Source organism: Pedococcus bigeumensis (assembly GCF_039531795.1).
GTDB classification, from domain to species: Bacteria; Actinomycetota; Actinomycetes; order Actinomycetales; family Dermatophilaceae; genus Pedococcus; species Pedococcus bigeumensis.
This window is the reverse complement of sequence record NZ_BAAAQS010000005.1, coordinates 182,045-198,055: the sequence shown is the minus strand read 5'-3', so window position 1 is coordinate 198,055 and position 16,011 is coordinate 182,045. Positions and strand designations below refer to the sequence as shown.

General features: G+C 71.5%; 14 protein-coding genes and 2 tRNA genes. 11 read left to right on the top strand and 5 right to left on the bottom strand.

The window, feature by feature from the left end; translation table 11 throughout:
* Positions 1 to 42 precede the first annotated feature (42 nt).
* The 3 genes from ABD262_RS16630 to orn form a co-directional block, all read right to left on the bottom strand.
* Complete coding sequence (locus ABD262_RS16630; protein WP_344138638.1) at positions 43 to 693, bottom strand: class I SAM-dependent methyltransferase; 651 nt, start codon at positions 691 to 693, stop codon at positions 43 to 45.
* A 123-nt stretch (positions 694 to 816) separates the two neighbouring features.
* A tRNA-His gene (locus tag ABD262_RS16625) sits at positions 817 to 892 on the bottom strand.
* Positions 893 to 1,032: 140 nt separating this feature from the next.
* The gene (orn, locus tag ABD262_RS16620; RefSeq protein WP_344138636.1) at positions 1,033 to 1,662 is read right to left on the bottom strand and encodes an oligoribonuclease; all 630 of its coding nucleotides are present in this window, start codon (positions 1,660 to 1,662) and stop codon (positions 1,033 to 1,035) included.
* 66 nt (positions 1,663 to 1,728) lie between these two features.
* Here orn and ABD262_RS16615 point away from each other — a divergent pair, with 66 nt between their 5' ends.
* The 4 genes from ABD262_RS16615 (at position 1,729) to ABD262_RS16600 (ending at position 5,370) form a co-directional block, all read left to right on the top strand.
* Entirely contained in the window at positions 1,729 to 2,919 is a 1,191-nt protein-coding gene (locus ABD262_RS16615; protein WP_344138634.1) for a PrsW family intramembrane metalloprotease, read from the top strand.
* Between the two features lie 10 nt (positions 2,920 to 2,929).
* On the top strand, positions 2,930 to 4,204 hold the full coding sequence (locus ABD262_RS16610) for a M20 metallopeptidase family protein (RefSeq protein WP_344138632.1): 1,275 nt from the start codon (positions 2,930 to 2,932) through the stop codon (positions 4,202 to 4,204).
* A gap of 13 nt (positions 4,205 to 4,217) precedes the next feature.
* Positions 4,218 to 4,294: transfer RNA gene (locus ABD262_RS16605), tRNA-Arg, on the top strand.
* A 290-nt stretch (positions 4,295 to 4,584) separates the two neighbouring features.
* Entirely contained in the window at positions 4,585 to 5,370 is a 786-nt protein-coding gene (locus ABD262_RS16600; protein ID WP_344138630.1) for a hypothetical protein, read from the top strand.
* Positions 5,371 to 5,426: 56 nt separating this feature from the next.
* Here ABD262_RS16600 and thpR read toward each other — a convergent pair whose 3' ends face one another.
* The gene (gene thpR / locus ABD262_RS16595; RefSeq protein ID WP_344138628.1) at positions 5,427 to 5,993 is read right to left on the bottom strand and encodes an RNA 2',3'-cyclic phosphodiesterase; all 567 of its coding nucleotides are present in this window, start codon (positions 5,991 to 5,993) and stop codon (positions 5,427 to 5,429) included.
* Positions 5,994 to 6,154: 161 nt separating this feature from the next.
* Here thpR and ABD262_RS16590 point away from each other — a divergent pair, with 161 nt between their 5' ends.
* From ABD262_RS16590 to ABD262_RS16565, 6 genes are all read left to right on the top strand, one after another.
* The gene (locus tag ABD262_RS16590; RefSeq protein WP_344138626.1) at positions 6,155 to 6,919 is read left to right on the top strand and encodes a hypothetical protein; all 765 of its coding nucleotides are present in this window, start codon (positions 6,155 to 6,157) and stop codon (positions 6,917 to 6,919) included.
* 79 nt (positions 6,920 to 6,998) lie between these two features.
* The gene (locus tag ABD262_RS16585) at positions 6,999 to 8,705 is read left to right on the top strand and encodes a dynamin family protein (RefSeq protein ID WP_344138624.1); all 1,707 of its coding nucleotides are present in this window, start codon (positions 6,999 to 7,001) and stop codon (positions 8,703 to 8,705) included.
* Positions 8,702 to 10,393 carry a YfjP family GTPase gene (locus ABD262_RS16580; protein WP_344138622.1) on the top strand — a complete coding sequence of 564 codons (1,692 nt, stop codon included), beginning with the start codon at positions 8,702 to 8,704 and terminating at the stop codon, positions 10,391 to 10,393. The genes ABD262_RS16585 and ABD262_RS16580 overlap by 4 nt, the downstream gene beginning before the upstream one ends.
* 165 nt (positions 10,394 to 10,558) lie before the next feature.
* Positions 10,559 to 11,158 carry a single-stranded DNA-binding protein gene (gene ssb / locus ABD262_RS16575; protein WP_344140013.1) on the top strand — a complete coding sequence of 200 codons (600 nt, stop codon included), beginning with the start codon at positions 10,559 to 10,561 and terminating at the stop codon, positions 11,156 to 11,158.
* A 43-nt stretch (positions 11,159 to 11,201) separates the two neighbouring features.
* Positions 11,202 to 12,884 carry an energy-dependent translational throttle protein EttA gene (ettA, locus tag ABD262_RS16570; protein ID WP_344138620.1) on the top strand — a complete coding sequence of 561 codons (1,683 nt, stop codon included), beginning with the start codon at positions 11,202 to 11,204 and terminating at the stop codon, positions 12,882 to 12,884.
* Positions 12,885 to 13,027: 143 nt separating this feature from the next.
* Entirely contained in the window at positions 13,028 to 13,948 is a 921-nt protein-coding gene (locus ABD262_RS16565; protein WP_344138618.1) for an LLM class F420-dependent oxidoreductase, read from the top strand.
* Here ABD262_RS16565 and ABD262_RS16560 read toward each other — a convergent pair.
* Positions 13,935 to 14,567 carry a TetR/AcrR family transcriptional regulator gene (locus tag ABD262_RS16560; protein ID WP_344138616.1) on the bottom strand — a complete coding sequence of 211 codons (633 nt, stop codon included), beginning with the start codon at positions 14,565 to 14,567 and terminating at the stop codon, positions 13,935 to 13,937. The genes ABD262_RS16565 and ABD262_RS16560 overlap by 14 nt on opposite strands.
* A gap of 184 nt (positions 14,568 to 14,751) precedes the next feature.
* Here ABD262_RS16560 and ABD262_RS16555 point away from each other — a divergent pair, with 184 nt between their 5' ends.
* On the top strand, positions 14,752 to 15,897 hold the full coding sequence (locus tag ABD262_RS16555) for an acyl-CoA dehydrogenase family protein (protein WP_344138614.1): 1,146 nt from the start codon (positions 14,752 to 14,754) through the stop codon (positions 15,895 to 15,897).
* Positions 15,898 to 16,011 lie beyond the last annotated feature (114 nt).

Sequence of the window (16,011 nt, the reverse complement as noted above, 5' to 3'; positions counted from 1 at the left end):
GGGCCGCGCGCCCCCTGCTCTGGCCGCTGCGCGCTCCCGGCCTCAGGCCGCTTGGCGCTCCAGTCCTTCCACGTGCCAGACCAGCCCGCGCCGGGTGTGCACGACGGTCAGCCCCCTGTCGCGAAGCACGGCCAGCATCGCCTCCGGCGGGTGGGCGAAGGCTTGGTAGCGGTGGCCGGTCAGCCTGAGGAAGGCGTTCTGGGCCGACAGGAAGGCCCGGCTGGCGACGGTGCGCGGGGGATGGCTGAAGACCAGCACCCGGCCTGCGTGGTCGGCTGCCGCGCCCAGCAGGCGTTCGTAGTCGGGATAGCAGCAGACGACCCGGTGGAGCACCACGACATCGGCCCGCTCGACCGGCTCCGGCGACTCGACGATGTCGTGCAGACGCCGGTCGACCCGGTCCGCCACGCCGGCCTCCCTGGCCAGCTCGCCGGCCAGCGCGTCGTAGGCCGACACGAGCTCGAGGTTCCTCGTGCGCAGGGCCCCACGCTTCAGCAGCTCCAGCTGGATCTCACCCACTCCGCCGCCGATCTCCAGCACGGTCGCCCCGGCCAGGCCCCGCGCGGCGAGGAACTCCACGATGTCGCGCGCCGACGAGCTCAGCCCGCGCCTGCGGTAGCGCTGCGCCTGCTTGCGGGCGAACTGCGGGCTGAAGACGTCGTCGAACCCGAGCGGGTCGCAGCAGCCGGGCATGCGGCCAGTCTCCCGGGCCGGGCCAGCCGGCGCCAGAGCCCACAGCACAGAGCTCAGGGCACAGAGGCCGAAGGAGCGGGACGACGAAGGCCCCTGACCGTCTCGGGTCAGGGGCCTTCGGCGTGGGGTGAGCGACGGGGCTTGAACCCGCGACCCCCGCGACCACAACGCGGTGCTCTACCAGCTGAGCTACGCCCACCATGCGTCACGACCGGACAGTGCCGGTCGCGGAAGCGACGCCAATAGTACCTGTTCCGGAGCGGTGCTCGTGACCACCCCGCACCGGTGGCGCGGTCGGACGGCGAGGCCGCGGCATACCGGCCCGTCGTGGTGGGGCGGTCAGCCGTGGTCGACGACGTGTCGGGCGGCGATGCCCTTGGCCGTGTCGCTGTCGGGGCCGGGCGGCGGCACGAAGACGGCCTCGCGGTAGTAGCGCAGCTCGGCGATCGACTCACGGATGTCGGCGAGCGCGCGGTGCCCCCCGGACTTCTTGGGCGCGCCGAAGTAGGCCCGCGGGTACCAGCGACGGGACAGCTCCTTGATGGAGGAGACGTCGATGATGCGGTAGTGCAGGTGGGCCTCGAGCTCGGCCATGTCGCGGGCGAGGAAGTTGCGGTCGGTGCCGACGGTGTTGCCGCCCAGCGGGGCCTTGCGCGGCTCGGGGACCCACTCGCGGATGTAGGCGAGGACCTGCTGCTGCGCGTCCTCCATCGTCGTGCCGCCGGGCAGCTCCTCGAGCAGTCCCGAGGTCGTGTGCATGGTGCGGACGAAGTCGTCCATCTGCTCCAGGGCCGCGTCCGGCGGCCGGATCACCACGTCGACCCCGTCACCGAGCTGGTTGAGCTCGAAGTCGGTCACGAGGGCCGCGACCTCGATGAGGGCGTCGGCCTCGAGGGAGAGCCCGGTCATCTCGCAGTCGATCCAGACGATGCGGTCGTTGACGGAGCGGTCGGTGGGAGTGGCAGTCACCGGGCCACCCTAATGCGCCGCTCGGACACAGGCGGCGGCCCGACCTCCTCGACTACCCTTCCCGGCATGACGTGGGGACAGGGCCGGGAGTATGCCGGGGACGCACCACCCGCGGCCGGGCCCGAGCCCGTCCGTGCCGGCTCGACGACCTCCGGGCGGAGCCGGCTGCGCAGCTGGCTCCTCGCGGGCGTCATCGCCGTGGGTTTCGGCCTCGCAGCGGTCGTGCTGGCCGTCTACTACGGAGGCACCCTCGGACTGGTGACGACCCTCCTCGCCCTGGTCCTCGCCGCCATCCCGCTCGGCATCGTCATCCCCACCTTCCTCTGGCTCGACCGGTTCGAGGCCGAGCCGACCCGTTACCTCGTCACGGCGTTCCTCTGGGGTGCGCTGGTCGCAGCGCTGGTCGCGGGCGTCTTCAACACCGGTGCCAACGTCGCCTTCCAGGCGGCCACCGGCCGTGAGGACGACGCGCTGCTCGCGACCGCGGTCTTCTCCGCGCCCCTGGTGGAGGAGGCCTCGAAGGGCCTGCTCGTCCTGCTCATCTGGTGGTTCCGACGTCGCGAGTTCGACGGGATCATCGACGGGATGGTCTACGCCGGGGTGGTCGCGGCCGGCTTCGCCTTCACCGAGAACATCCAGTACCTCGGCATGGCCTACAGCGACGGCGGCGACTCGGCGCTCACCGGCACGTTCATCGCCCGCTGCCTCTTCACACCCTTCGCCCACCCCATGTTCACCGTGCTGACCGGCATCGGGATCGGGATCGCCGCCACCACCCGCAACCGCTGGCTCAAGGTGCTGGCACCGGTCGGTGGCTACCTCCTCGCGGCGCTCTCCCACGCGGTGTGGAACCTGGCCGCCATCACTGGCGGGGCGGGGATGCTGTCGGTCTACCTCGTCGTCGAGGTGCCGATCTTCATCGGGTTCGTCGCCCTCGTCGTCTGGGCCCGTCGCCGGGAGGGACGCCTGATCGGTCGCCACCTCAGCGAGTACGCCGACGCGGGCTGGCTCTCGCCCAGCGAGGTGCAGATGCTGTCCACCATGAGCGGCCGGCGGTCGGCCCGGCTGTGGGCGCGCACCTCGGGTGGCCGGGCCATGCTGCGCTCGATGCGCAGGTTCCAGGACTCCGCGAGCGAGCTGGCCCTGCTGCGGGCCCGGATGCACCACAGCGCCGCCGACGCCCGCGCGCTGGAGACCGAGCGCGAGCTCCTGCAGGCCATCACCGCCAGCCGCCGGGAGTTCCTCGGCGCGTACTAGCGTGCAGGTCGTGCGCACCCTCGAACTCGCCTCTGCCATCGGTCCCGACCTGATCGCGCTCCGCCGCCGACTCCACCAGATCCCCGAGCTGGGGATGAGGCTGCCGCTCACCCAGCGGGCGGTCCTGGAGGCGCTCGACGGCCTGGACCTCGAGATCACGCTGGGGGAGTCGCTCTCGTCCGTCGTCGCCGTCCTGCGTGGCCGTGGGACGACTGCCGGTGCCGGTGCCGGTGCCGGTGCTGGTGTCGGCGCTGTCGCGGCGGAGCGCCCGGTCGTGCTGCTGCGCGGTGACATGGACGCCCTGCCCGTGACCGAGGACCTGCCGCTCGACTTCGTCTCGCAGCACGAGGGCCTCATGCACGCCTGCGGCCACGACCTGCACGTCGCGGGGCTCGTCGGCGCGGCGCGGATCCTGCACGAGCTGCGCGACGAGCTCGAGGGCGACGTCGTCTTCATGTTCCAGCCGGGGGAGGAGGGCCCGGGTGGTGCCCAACCGATGATCGACGAGGGCCTGCTCGACGTGGCCGGGCGGCGGGTCGATGCGGCCTACGCCCTGCACGTCTACTCCTCCGAGTACCCGCTCGGCACGTGGTTCGGGCGTCCCGGGCCGCTGATGGCTGCGGCTGACGAGGTGAGGGTGCGGGTGGTCGGCGAGGGTGGCCACGGGTCGCAGCCCTTCCGCGCCAAGGACCCCATCCCGGTCGCCTGCGAGATCGTCGTCGCGCTGCAGACCCTGGTCACGCGACAGTTCGACGTCTTCGACCCCGTGGTCATCACGGTCGGGAAGTTCGTGGGCGGCACCAAGGACAACATCATCCCTGACGACGCGGTCTTCGAGGCGACCCTGCGCAGCCTCTCGGAGCAGGCTCGCGCCGACGTGGCAGCCAAGATCGAGCTGCTCGCCACCCGCCTCGCCGAGGCCCACGGCCTGACCGCCGAGGTCGAGTACCTCCCCGGCTACCCGGTCACGGTCAACGACGAGAGCGAGTACTCCTTCGCGAAGGACACCATCGTCGACCTGTTCGGGGCGGATCGCTACGCCCACCAGCGTGACCCCGAGATGGGGTCGGAGGACTTCGCCTTCGTCGGGGCGAAGGTGCCCAGCGCCTATGTGAACCTCAGCGCGTGTCCGGCTCCGGACTTCGCCTCGGCGCCCGACAACCACTCCCCGCGGGCCGAGTTCGACGACTCGGTCGTCCCTGACGGATCGGCGCTGCTCGCCGAGCTCGCCCTGCGTCGTCTGCGGCAGCTGGCGGCAACCGTGGGGAGCGCCGGCGCGTCCTAGACTCTGCGGCGTTGCCCCCGTAGCTCAGCTGGATAGAGCAAGAGCCTTCTAATCTCTAGGTCGCAGGTTCGAGTCCTGCCGGGGGCGCCACCCGCACAGGGCCCAGGCTGCACAGGGCCCAGGCTGCACAGGGCCCAACCTGCACAGGGGCGTCACCCGCTCTGCGCCACCCGCTCAGGGCCCAACCTGCACAGGCGCCACCTGCCCGCGCGGCATCGCCTCGACCGTCGCCAGGCGACGATGGGACGGCTGACCGGATGGTGGACTAGTTCCTGCGGGCTATTCCGGGGTCAACCGGAGTGGTTATCCTGAAGTGCGATCCGCTTGCAGGGGGAAAGCTCGGCCCCAGACCCTGGCCGACGGCGTTGGGTACGCCCCGTATGTCCAAGCATGACGATGGTCTGTTCTCGTGGCCCAACGCGCCCGGGCCGGCAGCGGCCGGCAGCGGCATCCGGCCGTTCCGTCTGGGCGACTACGGTCTGCTCGACCTTGCTGCGCCGACCTGCCTGCAAGCCGTGCAGCGCGCGCTGCTCTGGGAGTGGTCGACGTCTCCTGCAGGGGTGATCGTGCGAGTGCCCGTCGAGGCGTCACTCGAGGACGGGGTGCTCGGGTCGATCACCGCCGTCGCCGCGGCCCTCGTACGCATGTGGCCCGGCACCCCCATCGGTCTGATCAGCGACAGCTCGGACGTCCGCGACCTCGTGACCCACCACCCGCACGGACACCACCTCGTCGTCGCCTCCGCCCTGCCGGACGTCTGGGACGGCCTGTGGTCTCGTGGCGGAAAGGCGAACGTCATGGTCGAGCTCCCACCGACCCGGCAGGCCCCGAGGACTGCCCGCGACGTCGTGGCCCGAGCGTGCTCGGACTGGCACCTGGACGGGCTGGCCACCCCTGCGGCGCGGCTGACCGGCGACCTGGTCTCCCGGTCGATCCACCAGGGCGCGAGCGACATCCACTTCACGGTGTCCCGGTACGAGTCAAGGGTTCGATTGCTGGCCCGCGACGACGTCCCCTCGACGGCGAAGGACGAGCTGAGGACGATCCGCGCCATCTCCGGCCTGCGTCTCACGACCCGTGCCCGGTCCGGTCTCGACGAGGTGGGGGAGTTCGCCTTCGACGGACACCACGTCAGGTGGGCCGTCGCCGACGCACACGCGGCGTGAGCCTCCGAGCGTTGCGTCCTGCGGCTCCCAGAGGCGCGGCGTGGCCCCCGGGGCGGTCAGCCGGACAGCTCCACGACGGCGATCGGCTCGTAGTGGGGACGACCCTTGCCCTCGCCGCGGTGCGACGCGAACACGGTGACCTCGTGCGCCGTCCAGGCCGGGCCGGCATACGCCTCGAGCACCCGCAGCCACCGCGTCGCCTCGAACGGGTGTCGAGACCTGGCCACGGTCAGGTGCGGCGTGAAGGGCCCACCCTCGGGGTTGGCGCCCACGTGGCTGCACGCCCGCCGCACCGCGCGGGCCAGGCCGGCCAGGGACTCGAGCTCGTGCGGCTCGCCGTCGACGCCCATCCACGTGACCCGAGCCTCGTAGGGGTTGGGGAAGGCGCCACCGCCCCGGATCGAGAGCGACACCGGGTGGCGGCTCGCGACCGCCTCGGCGACTCCCTCGACCATGGGGTCGACCAGCCGGCTCGGCACGTCGGCCATGAACGCCGTCGTGACGTGCCAGAGGCTGGGGTCGGTCCAGCGCAGGTCCGGCCCGGCATCGCGGCGTGGGTCGAGGAACTCCGCGAGGTCGTCCAGGGCCGGCTCGGGAGGGACGACGGCGGCGAAGATGCGCATCGCCCCATTCTGTCGCGACGGGCACGGTGTCGACGGCATGGTGTTGGACGGCACGGTGTTGACGGCACGGTGTTGGACGGCATGCTGGTGACGGGCTCGGTGGAGACCCGGCGCCGGAGCAGGACGCTGGATTAGATTGGCGCGAGGAGGAAGGGGCCACCATGCAGCTGTCCACCGTGCGCGTCGAGTGGACGCCGCCGCGGACCTGGTTCGTGACGGCGCGGCTCCTCGAGGTCGCGGCCGGGGTGGCCGTCCTCGGGTGGGCCCTGCAGAGCTGGCAGGTCTACCAGTCGACCGCCCAGAACTTCGGCTCCGACGGTTCGCCGACCGCGGCCCCTTCGTTCCTCGACCGCGTCACGCTCTTCGCGATGTACGGCTTCGGCTACGGGCAGGCCCCGTTCGCCGCCCCGATCGCGTGCCTCCTGCTGGTCGCGCTGGTGGCGATCCTGCACTTCGCCCAGCCGGTCAGCCACGCATCGGTGCTGCGCTGGGAGGTCTTCGGCCTCTGGTCGGTCGTCGCCCTGGGCAGCCTGGCGATGGTCCTGTCGGTGGTGGTGGCCTTGTTCCGGGGTGACCCCAACGCGCCCCCGGACGACGGGTCGATCCGCATCGAGACGGGTCCGGGCATCACCGAGGTGCTTGCGGCCGGCGCGACCCTGCCGGTGCTGTGCCTCCTCCTGCTGGCGGTCTCGGCGCTCTGGTGGCTGCGGCTCCCCGTCGACTTCGAGGCGCCCGAGGAGGAGCCGGAGACGGCGGTCCGCAGACCGCGCCGCTGGCGCGCCGCCCCGGCACAGGACGCCAACGTGGACGACCTGACCCTCGACGGGGTCGAGCTGATCGAGCCGGTCGAGCGCCTCCATCCCCGCGAGAGGGACGGCGACGGCTCGACGGCCAGCGGCTACGACGACTACTTCCGTCGCTTCTAGGAGCTTCTTTATCGAACGCATGCCTCCGGTCGGGTCTGTCGCGTGCAGTCGCGGTCGTTCGGTTCGTTAGGCTTGCGGTGTGATTTCCAGGGACGACGCCGTGTCCATGCTGGGCGCCGTGACGACCCTCCGCGAAGAGGTCGAACAGGCCCGGCTGCCTCTCGACATCCCCGACGCGATGACCGGGCGCGCGACCCGCGACGCCCTCCTGAAGCAGCTCGACGACTACGTCATCCCGCGGCTGCGCTCCCTCGACGCGCCGCTGCTGGCCGTCGTCGGAGGGTCGACGGGCGCCGGCAAGTCGACGCTGGTCAACTCGATCGTCGACGCCGAGGTCAGTCGTTCCGGCGTCCTGCGACCCACGACCACGACGCCCGTGCTGGTCCACCACCCCCAGGACCAACGGTGGTTCGCCGATGACCGCGTCCTCCCCAACCTCAGCCGGGTCACCGGCGCCCCGAGCAAGGACGACGGCGCCCACGCCCTGCGCCTGGTGCCGTCCAGCTCGCTGCCACCGGGCATGGCGCTGCTCGACGCCCCCGACATCGACTCGGTCGTCAGCGCCAACCGTGCGCTGGCCACCCAGCTGCTCGCCGCGGCCGACCTCTGGCTCTTCGTCACGACCGCGGCGCGGTATGCCGACGCGGTGCCGTGGGACCTGCTGCGCCAGGCGTCCGAGCGCGGCACCGCCGTCGCGATCGTCCTCGACCGGGTGCCGCCCGAGGCGATGGCCGACATCCGCAGCCACCTCGCATCCATGCTGCGCGAGCAGGGGCTGTCGACCGCGCCCATCTTCGGCATCCCGGAGGCCGTCCTCACCGGCGAGGGGCGCCTCCCCGAGCCGGACGTCGCCCGGCTGCGGTCGTGGCTCACCGCCCTGGCCAGCGACGCCCGGGCCCGCTCGGTCATCGTCAAGCAGACCCTCGACGGCGCGCTGGGCAGCCTCGACGAGCGCGCCGGGGTCCTGGTGACGGCGACCCACCAGCAGGCGCAGGCCGTGGCGGCGCTGCACCGGGAGTCCGACGCGGCCTACCGCGAGGCGCTCGCCAACGTCGAGAACGGCATGACCGACGGCACCCTCCTGCGCGGCGAGGTGCTCGCGCGGTGGCAGGAGTACGTCGGCACGGGCGAGTTCTTCAAGCAGGTCGAGTCGACCATCTCCAAGGTCCGCGACCGGATCACCGCGGCCCTCAAGGGCCAGGCCCCGCCGTCCGGCGACCTCGGGGAGGCGCTGCAGACCGGCGTCGCCGCCCTGATCGACGCCCAGGGGCAGGGCGCGGCCGCGACCGCGGCCCGTCAGTGGCGCAAGCTCCCGGGCGGTGACGCGCTGCTCGACCGGTCGACCGGCCTCTCGAAGGCGTCCCCCGACCTGGGTGAGCGCACCCAACGGCTGGTCCGCGACTGGCAGGGCGAGGTGCTCGAGCTCGTGCGCAGCGAGGGCAAGGACCGTCGCACGACGGCCCGCATCGCGGCATACGGGCTCAATGGCATCGGCGTGATCCTCATGCTGGTCGCCTTCGCACACACCGGCGGGCTGATCGGCGCCGAGGTGGGCATCGCCGGCGGCACCGCGGTCCTGGCCCAGAAGGTCCTCGAAGCGATCTTCGGCGACCAGGCGGTGCGCGACATGGCGACCAAGGCGCGCAAGCGCCTCCTCGAGCACGTGCAGGAGCTGTATGCCGCGGAGCGGGTCCGCTACGACCGGGCCCTCGAGGACGTGGAGACCAGGCAAGGCCAGGCGCAACGCCTGGCCGATGCGGCAGCAGCGGTGAAGGCGGTTCGATGAGCCCGTTGACAATGGGCAGCAAGCAGGTCAAGGCAGTGAGCTCCGAGGAGCTGTCCACCAGGTCGGGCGCCCTCGAGCAGGCCATCGAGTCGGGCGGGCGCGAGCTCGACCCCGCGGCGGTCGCAGCCGCCCGGGCCGTGGTCGGCAAGATCGGCGAGCGCACCTCGAAGGCCGGCAACCACACGGTGGTCGCGCTCGCGGGCGCCACCGGCTCGGGCAAGTCCAGCCTCTTCAACGCGCTGGTCGAAGCCGACGTCGCCGTGGTCGGCGCCCGACGGCCCACGACCTCCCGGCCCGTGGCAGCGGTCTGGGGCGACGACGACGCCACCGAGCTGCTCGACTGGCTGTCGGTGGCGCAGCGCCACCACGTGACGCCCCGGGCCACCGACGCGACCCGCGTCACGCCGTGGACCCTCGACGGCCTGGTCCTGCTCGACCTGCCCGACTTCGACTCGCGCGTGGTCGCCCACCGCGAGGAGTCCGAGCGGGTGCTCGAGCTCGTCGACGTGTTCGTGTGGGTCACCGACCCGCAGAAGTACGCGGACGCGCGCCTGCACGACGACTACCTGCGCGTCCTGTCCACGCACGACGCCGTGACGGTGGTCGTCCTGAACCAGTCCGACCGGCTCACCGGCGAGGCGACCGGCCAGATCCGCGGCGACCTCGCCCGACTCGCGGCAGTCGACGGGATCCCCGGCGTCCAGGTGATCACCACGTCCGCCACCACCGGCCTCGGGCTCGACGACCTGCGGATGCGCCTGGCGACCGCGGTGGCCGCCCAGAACGCCGCCCAGCACCGGCTGCTCGCCGACGTCTCGGCCAGCGCCGGGACGTTGCGCGGGGGAGTGGCAGCGACCGAGCCGACCCTGCCCGAGACGGTGGACGCCGAGCTCGTCGACGCCCTGTCCCGGGCGGCCGGCATCCCCACGGTCGTGGCCGCGGTCGAGCGCGACTACCGCAACCAGGCCTGGGGCCGCACCGGGTGGCCCTTCACCCGGTGGGTGCGCGCGCTGCGGCCCGACCCGATGAAGCGCCTGCGGCTCAACACCCGTGACGCCGTCGAGGAGAAGCTCGCCGTGACGGCCGGCGACGTGCGCACCGTGCTCGGTCGCTCGTCGCTCCCGCCCCCCACCCCTGCGGCGCGGTCGGCGGTCGAGCTGGCCACCCGCCGGGTCGGGGACCGGGCCGCCGAGGGCCTGCCCAACCGCTGGGCCGAGGCGGTCGCCGACGCAGCGACCCCGCCGGGCCCCGAGCTCGCCGACGCGCTCGACCAGGCGGTCGTGGGCACGTCCCTGAAGATGCGGGCTCCCTTGTGGTGGCGGGTCTTCGGTGCGGCGCAGCTCGTGCTCGCCCTCGTCGCGGTGCTCGGTCTGCTCTGGCTCGCGTTGCTCGTCGTGATGGGGTGGCTCGCGCTGCCCGAGATCGACACGCCTCGGCTCGGTCCGCTGCCCTACCCGCTGCTGATGTTCGCGGGCGGACTGCTGCTCGGCCTCGGCTTGGCCGCGCTGGCCCGCGCCCTCGGGCGCAGGGGCGCCCGACACCGGGGACAGCAGATCCGGCGCCGCCTCACCGACAAGGTCGCCGAGGTGGCTGCGGAGCGGATCGTCGGACCGGTCCGCGCGGTGCTCGAACGGCACCGCCTGACTCGTGAGTCCCTCGACCGGGCGGAGCAGCAGCCGCGCCGTTGAGGCGCGGCTCGTCCACCGCCCTGCTCGCTTCGCCAGGCTGTCCACAGGCGCCGGCTCGCGTCCTCGCGAGCCCTTGGGGAGCGCACCACAGTTGGGTCCCGACCCCGGGTCGCCACCCGGGGCTCGTCGACAAGATGAGACAACGACCCACATGAGGTGAGCGAGATGAACGAGTCCTACATCACGGTGACCGGTCGGGTGGTGGCCGACCCTGAGTCACGGACCACCCGCCACGGCGTGCCGTTCGCGGCCTTCCGCCTGGCGTCCACGGTCCGCCGGCTCAACCCCAGGACGCGCGACTACGAGGACGGCGGCACCAGCTTCTACAACGTCACGGCGTTCCGCTCCCTCGGGGCCAACGTCGCGAACTCGCTGAAGAGGGGCGAGCCCGTGGTCGTCTACGGTCGGCTCCGCGTCAACCAGTGGCTCCGCCAGGACAACAGCCACGCGACCTCGGTGGAGATCGACGCCTACAACGTCGGTCACGACCTCAGCTGGGGCACGACCTCGCTCACCCGGGTGACGCGGGCCCAGCTCGACACCCAGGACCGGATGGCCGACGAAGGCGTGCAGGACGCGATGGCGGCGCTCGAGGGCGAGCCGATCGCGGCGGAGCCGGACTTCGCCTCCTACGACCCGGGTGACCTCGCCACCCGCCGCGCCCCCGGGGAGCACGACCCCGAGACGGACGACTATGAGGTGGCGCTCGAGCCCACTGGCGAGGTGCCCCGGCAGGACGGCGGCCGCGAGCTCACGACCGTGTGACGCGGATTCGGGCGTGGGGGCCCCGGCCGATAGCCTTGCCCCCATGCCCGAGTTCATCTACGTCATGTCGAAGGCCCGCAAGGCCCACGGCGACAAGGTCATCCTCGATGACGTCACCATCTCCTTCTACCCCGGCGCCAAGATCGGCGTCGTCGGGCCGAACGGAGCAGGCAAGTCATCGGTCCTCAAGATCATGGCCGGCCTCGACCAGCCGTCCAACGGTGAGGCCCGGCTCACGCCCGGCTACACCGTCGGGATCCTCATGCAGGAGCCCGAGCTCAACGAGGAGAAGACCGTTCTCGGCAACGTCGAGGAGGGCGCCGGCGAGATCAAGGCGAAGCTCGACCGCTACAACGCCATCTCTGCCGAGATGGCCGAGCCGGACGCCGACTTCGACGCGCTGATGGAGGAGATGGGCAAGCTCCAGGAAGCCATCGACGCCGCCGACGCCTGGGACCTCGACTCCCAGCTCGAGCAGGCGATGGACGCCCTGCGCTGCCCGCCGCCGGACGCCGACGTGACGGTCCTCTCCGGTGGTGAGCGCCGCCGGGTCGCGCTCTGCAAGCTGCTCCTGCAGAAGCCCGACCTGCTGCTGCTCGACGAGCCCACCAACCACCTCGACGCGGAGTCGGTCCTCTGGCTCGAGCAGCACCTCGCCGCCTACCACGGCGCCGTCGTCGCGGTCACCCACGACCGCTACTTCATGGACAACGTCGCCCAGTGGATCCTCGAGCTCGACCGCGGTCGCGCCTACCCCTACGAGGGCAACTACTCGACCTACCTCGAGAAGAAGCAGGCCCGCCTCCAGGTGCAGGGCAAGAAGGACGCCAAGCTCTCCAAGCGGCTCAAGGAAGAGCTCGAGTGGGTCCGGTCCAACGCCAAGGCCCGTCAGGTGAAGTCCAAGGCTCGCCTCGCCCGCTACGAGGAGATGGCCGCCGAGGCCGACCGCACCCGCAAGCTCGACTTCGACGAGATCGCCATCCCGCCGGGCCCGCGCCTCGGGTCGACGGTGATCGAGGTCAAGGACCTGAAGAAGGGCTTCGGCGACCGCGTCCTCATCGACAAGCTCTCGTTCACGCTGCCACGCAACGGGATCGTGGGCGTCATCGGGCCCAACGGTGTCGGCAAGACCACGCTCTTCAAGACCATCGTCGGCCTCGAGGAGGCCGACAGCGGTTCGGTGAAGGTGGGGGAGACGGTCAAGATCTCCTACGTCGACCAGAGCCGCGGCGGTCTCGACCCCGAGAAGAACCTCTGGGAGACGGTGTCCGGGGGCCACGACTACATCAACGTCGGCCAGGTGGAGATCCCCTCGCGGGCCTACGTCTCGCAGTTCGGGTTCAAGGGCCCTGACCAGCAGAAGAAGACCGGCATCCTGTCCGGTGGCGAGCGCAACCGCCTCAACCTGGCGCTGACCCTCAAGGAGGGCGGCAACCTGCTCCTGCTCGACGAGCCGACCAACGACCTCGACGTCGAGACGCTGGGCTCGCTCGAGAACGCCCTGCTCGAGTTCCCCGGCTGCGCCGTCGTGATCAGCCACGACCGGTGGTTCCTCGACCGGGTGGCGACGCACATCCTCGCCTACGAGGGTGACGACGAGAACCCCGCCAAGTGGTACTGGTTCGAGGGCAACTTCGAGTCCTACGAGGCCAACAAGATCGACCGCCTCGGCGCCGACGCGGCCCGTCCGCACCGCGTCACCTACCGCAAGCTGACCCGCGACTGACCCGTCGCAGACCCGCGGTGGCGCGAGAGCCGGGCGCTGCGCGCGGTGACGGGCGACCAGGACGACCCGTCCGACGTCGGGGCGCACGTCCGGCCGCCGACCGCGTGTTGTGGTCGTTCGACGGATGTGTGCAGGATGCAACCATGCGACTCGGACTGCAGGTCTCGAACTTCTCCTGGCCGGGAGCGCCGGCCTCCATCGGCCCCACCTTCGGGCGGATCGCCCGCAACGCCGAGGACGCCGGCCTGGCCAGCTTGTGGGTGATGGACCACTTCTTCCAGATCTCCGTTATCGGCCCACCCGAGCTCGACATGGTGGAGGGCTACACGGCCCTGGCGTTCGCCGCCGGGCAGACCAGCCGGATCGAGCTCGGCACCCTCGTCACCGGAGTGACCTACCGCCACCCGGGGCTGCTGGCCAAGACCGTCACCAGCCTCGACGTCCTCTCGGGTGGACGGGCCTGGCTCGGCATCGGCGCGGCCTGGAACGAGGAGGAGCACCGGGGGCTCGGGGTGCCCTACCCCAGCACCCGGGAGCGGTTCGAGCGGCTCGAGGAGACCCTGCAGATCTGCCTCCAGATGTGGGAGGGCGACGAGAGCCCGTATGCCGGGAGGCACTACCAGCTCGACCGTCCCCTCAACGTGCCGCAGAGCCTGCGTCGGCCGCACCCGCCGATCCTGATCGGCGGTGGGGGCGAGAAGAAGACGTTGCGCCTGGTCGCGCAGTACGCCGACGCGTGCAACCTGTTCGACCTCGGGCTCGGCCCGGAGGGGATCCCGCGCAAGCTCGAGATCATCCGACAGCACTGCGAGGACGTGGGCCGCGACTACGCCGAGATCGAGAAGACCTGCCTCGCGCGGGTCACGCTGTCCGGCGACGGCCGCGGGGAGTCGACGCCGCGCGAGCCGGTGCAGACCGTGGACCAGGCCGTGGAGCGCTTCGGGCGGCTGTCCGAGGCCGGCATCGACACCGTGATCCTCGGCCTGGGCAACGACACCGACGACGCGACGTACGACCTCGTGGCGGAGGTCGTCCGGCAGGTGGAGCCGCTCAGCGCGCGGTGACGAGGCGGATGCCGAGGTCGGCGTAGGCCGCGCCGATGGCTTCGGGGGTCCGCTTGATCTCCGGGTCGTACCAGCGGGCGACGTCGACGGCCATCGACATCAGGGCCAGCGTGGTGTCGGGGACGTCGTCGACGCTGAACTCGCCGCTGGCCACGCCTGCCGTCACGACGTCGCGCACGACCGCGTCGATCTGCTTGCGCAGGGCGAGGACCGCGTCGCGGTGCTGGGGGGTGAGGTTGGCGAACTCGTACTGCACGATGCGGGCCACCCGGAAGTGCTCGGCGTGCCAGGTGGCGAACCGGCCCATGATCGCCCGCAGCGCCTCGGTGGGGGAGGACGCCCCCTCGGCGGCGGCGCGCAGCATGTCGCGTGCGGCGACGTGGCCCTCACGGCTGAGCTGGTAGAGCAGCTCCTCCTTGGACGCGAAGTGCACGTAGACCCCGGCCGGGGAGAGCCCGGCGCGCGAGGCGATGTCGCGGGTGGTGGTCGCGTGGAACCCCCGGTCGGCGAACGCCTCGGCCGCTGCTTCGAGCAGGCGGTGGGCCGTGTCCAGGGGCTCGGTGGGCTCCGAGGGGTCGACGGGCTGCCTGGGTGCCACGGAGCGCGCGGGGCTGGACATGGTTGACAGCATGCCGCAGGCATCGGACACTAAGCAAGCGCTTACTAACCACGATTCGGCCTCGCCGGAGCGCGAAGTCGCCAGCGTCGTCAGTCCCGCGTCACCCTCAGTCCCGCGTCATCCTCAGTCGCGTCAGCCTCATTTCCGCCTCACCGTCCAACCAGCGTCACCGTCAAGGAGAGCCATGCCCCGCAACGTCTACGGTCCCGACCACGAGGCCTTCCGCAGCTCGGTCCGGGAGTTCGTCGAGCGCACCCTCAAGCCGCGCGCCGAGCAGATGCTCGAGGTGAAGTCGGTCGACCGTGACATCTGGAAGGAAGCCGGCAAGCAGGGCCTGTTCGGGCTCGACATCCCCGAGGAGTTCGGTGGGGCCGGCGCAGGCGACTACCGGTTCAACGCCGTCGCCGCCGAGGAGATCGCGGGCTTCAACTTCGCGGTGTCCTCCTGCTTCGGCATCCACTCCGACGTGTGCCCGCCCTACCTCGTCGACCTCGGCACCCAGGAGCAGAAGGAGCGCTGGCTGCCCGGCATGGCCAACGGCGACCTCATCTGCGCCATCGCCATGACCGAGCCCTCCGGTGGCTCCGACCTCGCGGCACTCAAGACCACGGCGGTCCGCGAGGGCGACGACTGGGTCCTCAACGGCTCCAAGACCTTCATCACCAACGGTTTCCAGGCCGACCTCGTGATCGTGGCCGCCCGCACCGACCCGTCCAAGGGCGCCAAGGGCATCACGCTGTTCATGGTCGAGGCCGGCATGGAGGGCTTCAGCCGGGGCCGCAAGCTCGACAAGGTCGGGCAGGAGGAGGCCGACACGTCCGAGCTCTTCTTCGAGGGGGTGCGCGTCCCCGACGCGAACCGGCTGGGTGAGGAGGGCCTCGGCTTCATCTCGATGATGCAGCGCCTGCCGCAGGAGCGGGTCGGCGCCGCGGTGGCCAACACCGCGCACGCCTTCCAGATCTTCCGCGAGACGGTCGCCTACACCAAGGAGCGCAAGGCCTTCGGGCAGCCGATCGGCTCGTTCCAGCACAACAAGTTCAAGATGGCTGAGCTGCAGACCAAGCTCGAGGTCACCCAGGCCTACGTCGACGACTGCATCGCCGCCCACGCGGAGCAGAAGCTGACTGCGGTCGACGCCGCCAAGGCCAAGTGGTTCTCCGCCCAGGTGCAGAACGACGTGCTCGACGAGTGCGTCCAGCTCTACGGCGGCTACGGCTTCATGAACGAGTACCGCGTGGCCCGCGCCTGGCGCGACGCCCGGGTCTCGAAGATCTGGGCCGGGTCGAACGAAATCATGAAGGAGCTCATCGGCCGAGACCTCGGTCTCTGACGTGGCTGCCCCTGACGTGGCTGCCCCTGACAGCGCTCCCGACAGCGCTCCCGACAGCGCTCCCGTCACCGCTCCCACCGACGCCCCGGACCTCGCTCCGGATCGTGAGGGACA

Excerpts from the sequence above, each read along its gene's own strand:
- ABD262_RS16630 (WP_344138638.1), bottom strand. The coding sequence starts at position 693 with ATGCCCGGCTGCTGCGACCCGCTCGGGTTCGACGACGTCTTCAGCCCG.
- ABD262_RS16590 (WP_344138626.1), top strand. The coding sequence starts at position 6,155 with ATGCAGCTGTCCACCGTGCGCGTCGAGTGGACGCCGCCGCGGACCTGG.
- ABD262_RS16565 (WP_344138618.1), top strand. The coding sequence starts at position 13,028 with ATGCGACTCGGACTGCAGGTCTCGAACTTCTCCTGGCCGGGAGCGCCG.
- ssb (WP_344140013.1), top strand. The coding sequence starts at position 10,559 with ATGAACGAGTCCTACATCACGGTGACCGGTCGGGTGGTGGCCGACCCT.
- thpR (WP_344138628.1), bottom strand. The coding sequence starts at position 5,993 with ATGCGCATCTTCGCCGCCGTCGTCCCTCCCGAGCCGGCCCTGGACGAC.
- ABD262_RS16560 (WP_344138616.1), bottom strand. The coding sequence starts at position 14,567 with ATGTCCAGCCCCGCGCGCTCCGTGGCACCCAGGCAGCCCGTCGACCCC.
- ettA (WP_344138620.1), top strand. The coding sequence starts at position 11,202 with ATGCCCGAGTTCATCTACGTCATGTCGAAGGCCCGCAAGGCCCACGGC.
- ABD262_RS16600 (WP_344138630.1), top strand. The coding sequence starts at position 4,585 with ATGTCCAAGCATGACGATGGTCTGTTCTCGTGGCCCAACGCGCCCGGG.
- ABD262_RS16555 (WP_344138614.1), top strand. The coding sequence starts at position 14,752 with ATGCCCCGCAACGTCTACGGTCCCGACCACGAGGCCTTCCGCAGCTCG.
- ABD262_RS16580 (WP_344138622.1), top strand. The coding sequence starts at position 8,702 with ATGAGCCCGTTGACAATGGGCAGCAAGCAGGTCAAGGCAGTGAGCTCC.
- ABD262_RS16615 (WP_344138634.1), top strand. The coding sequence starts at position 1,729 with ATGACGTGGGGACAGGGCCGGGAGTATGCCGGGGACGCACCACCCGCG.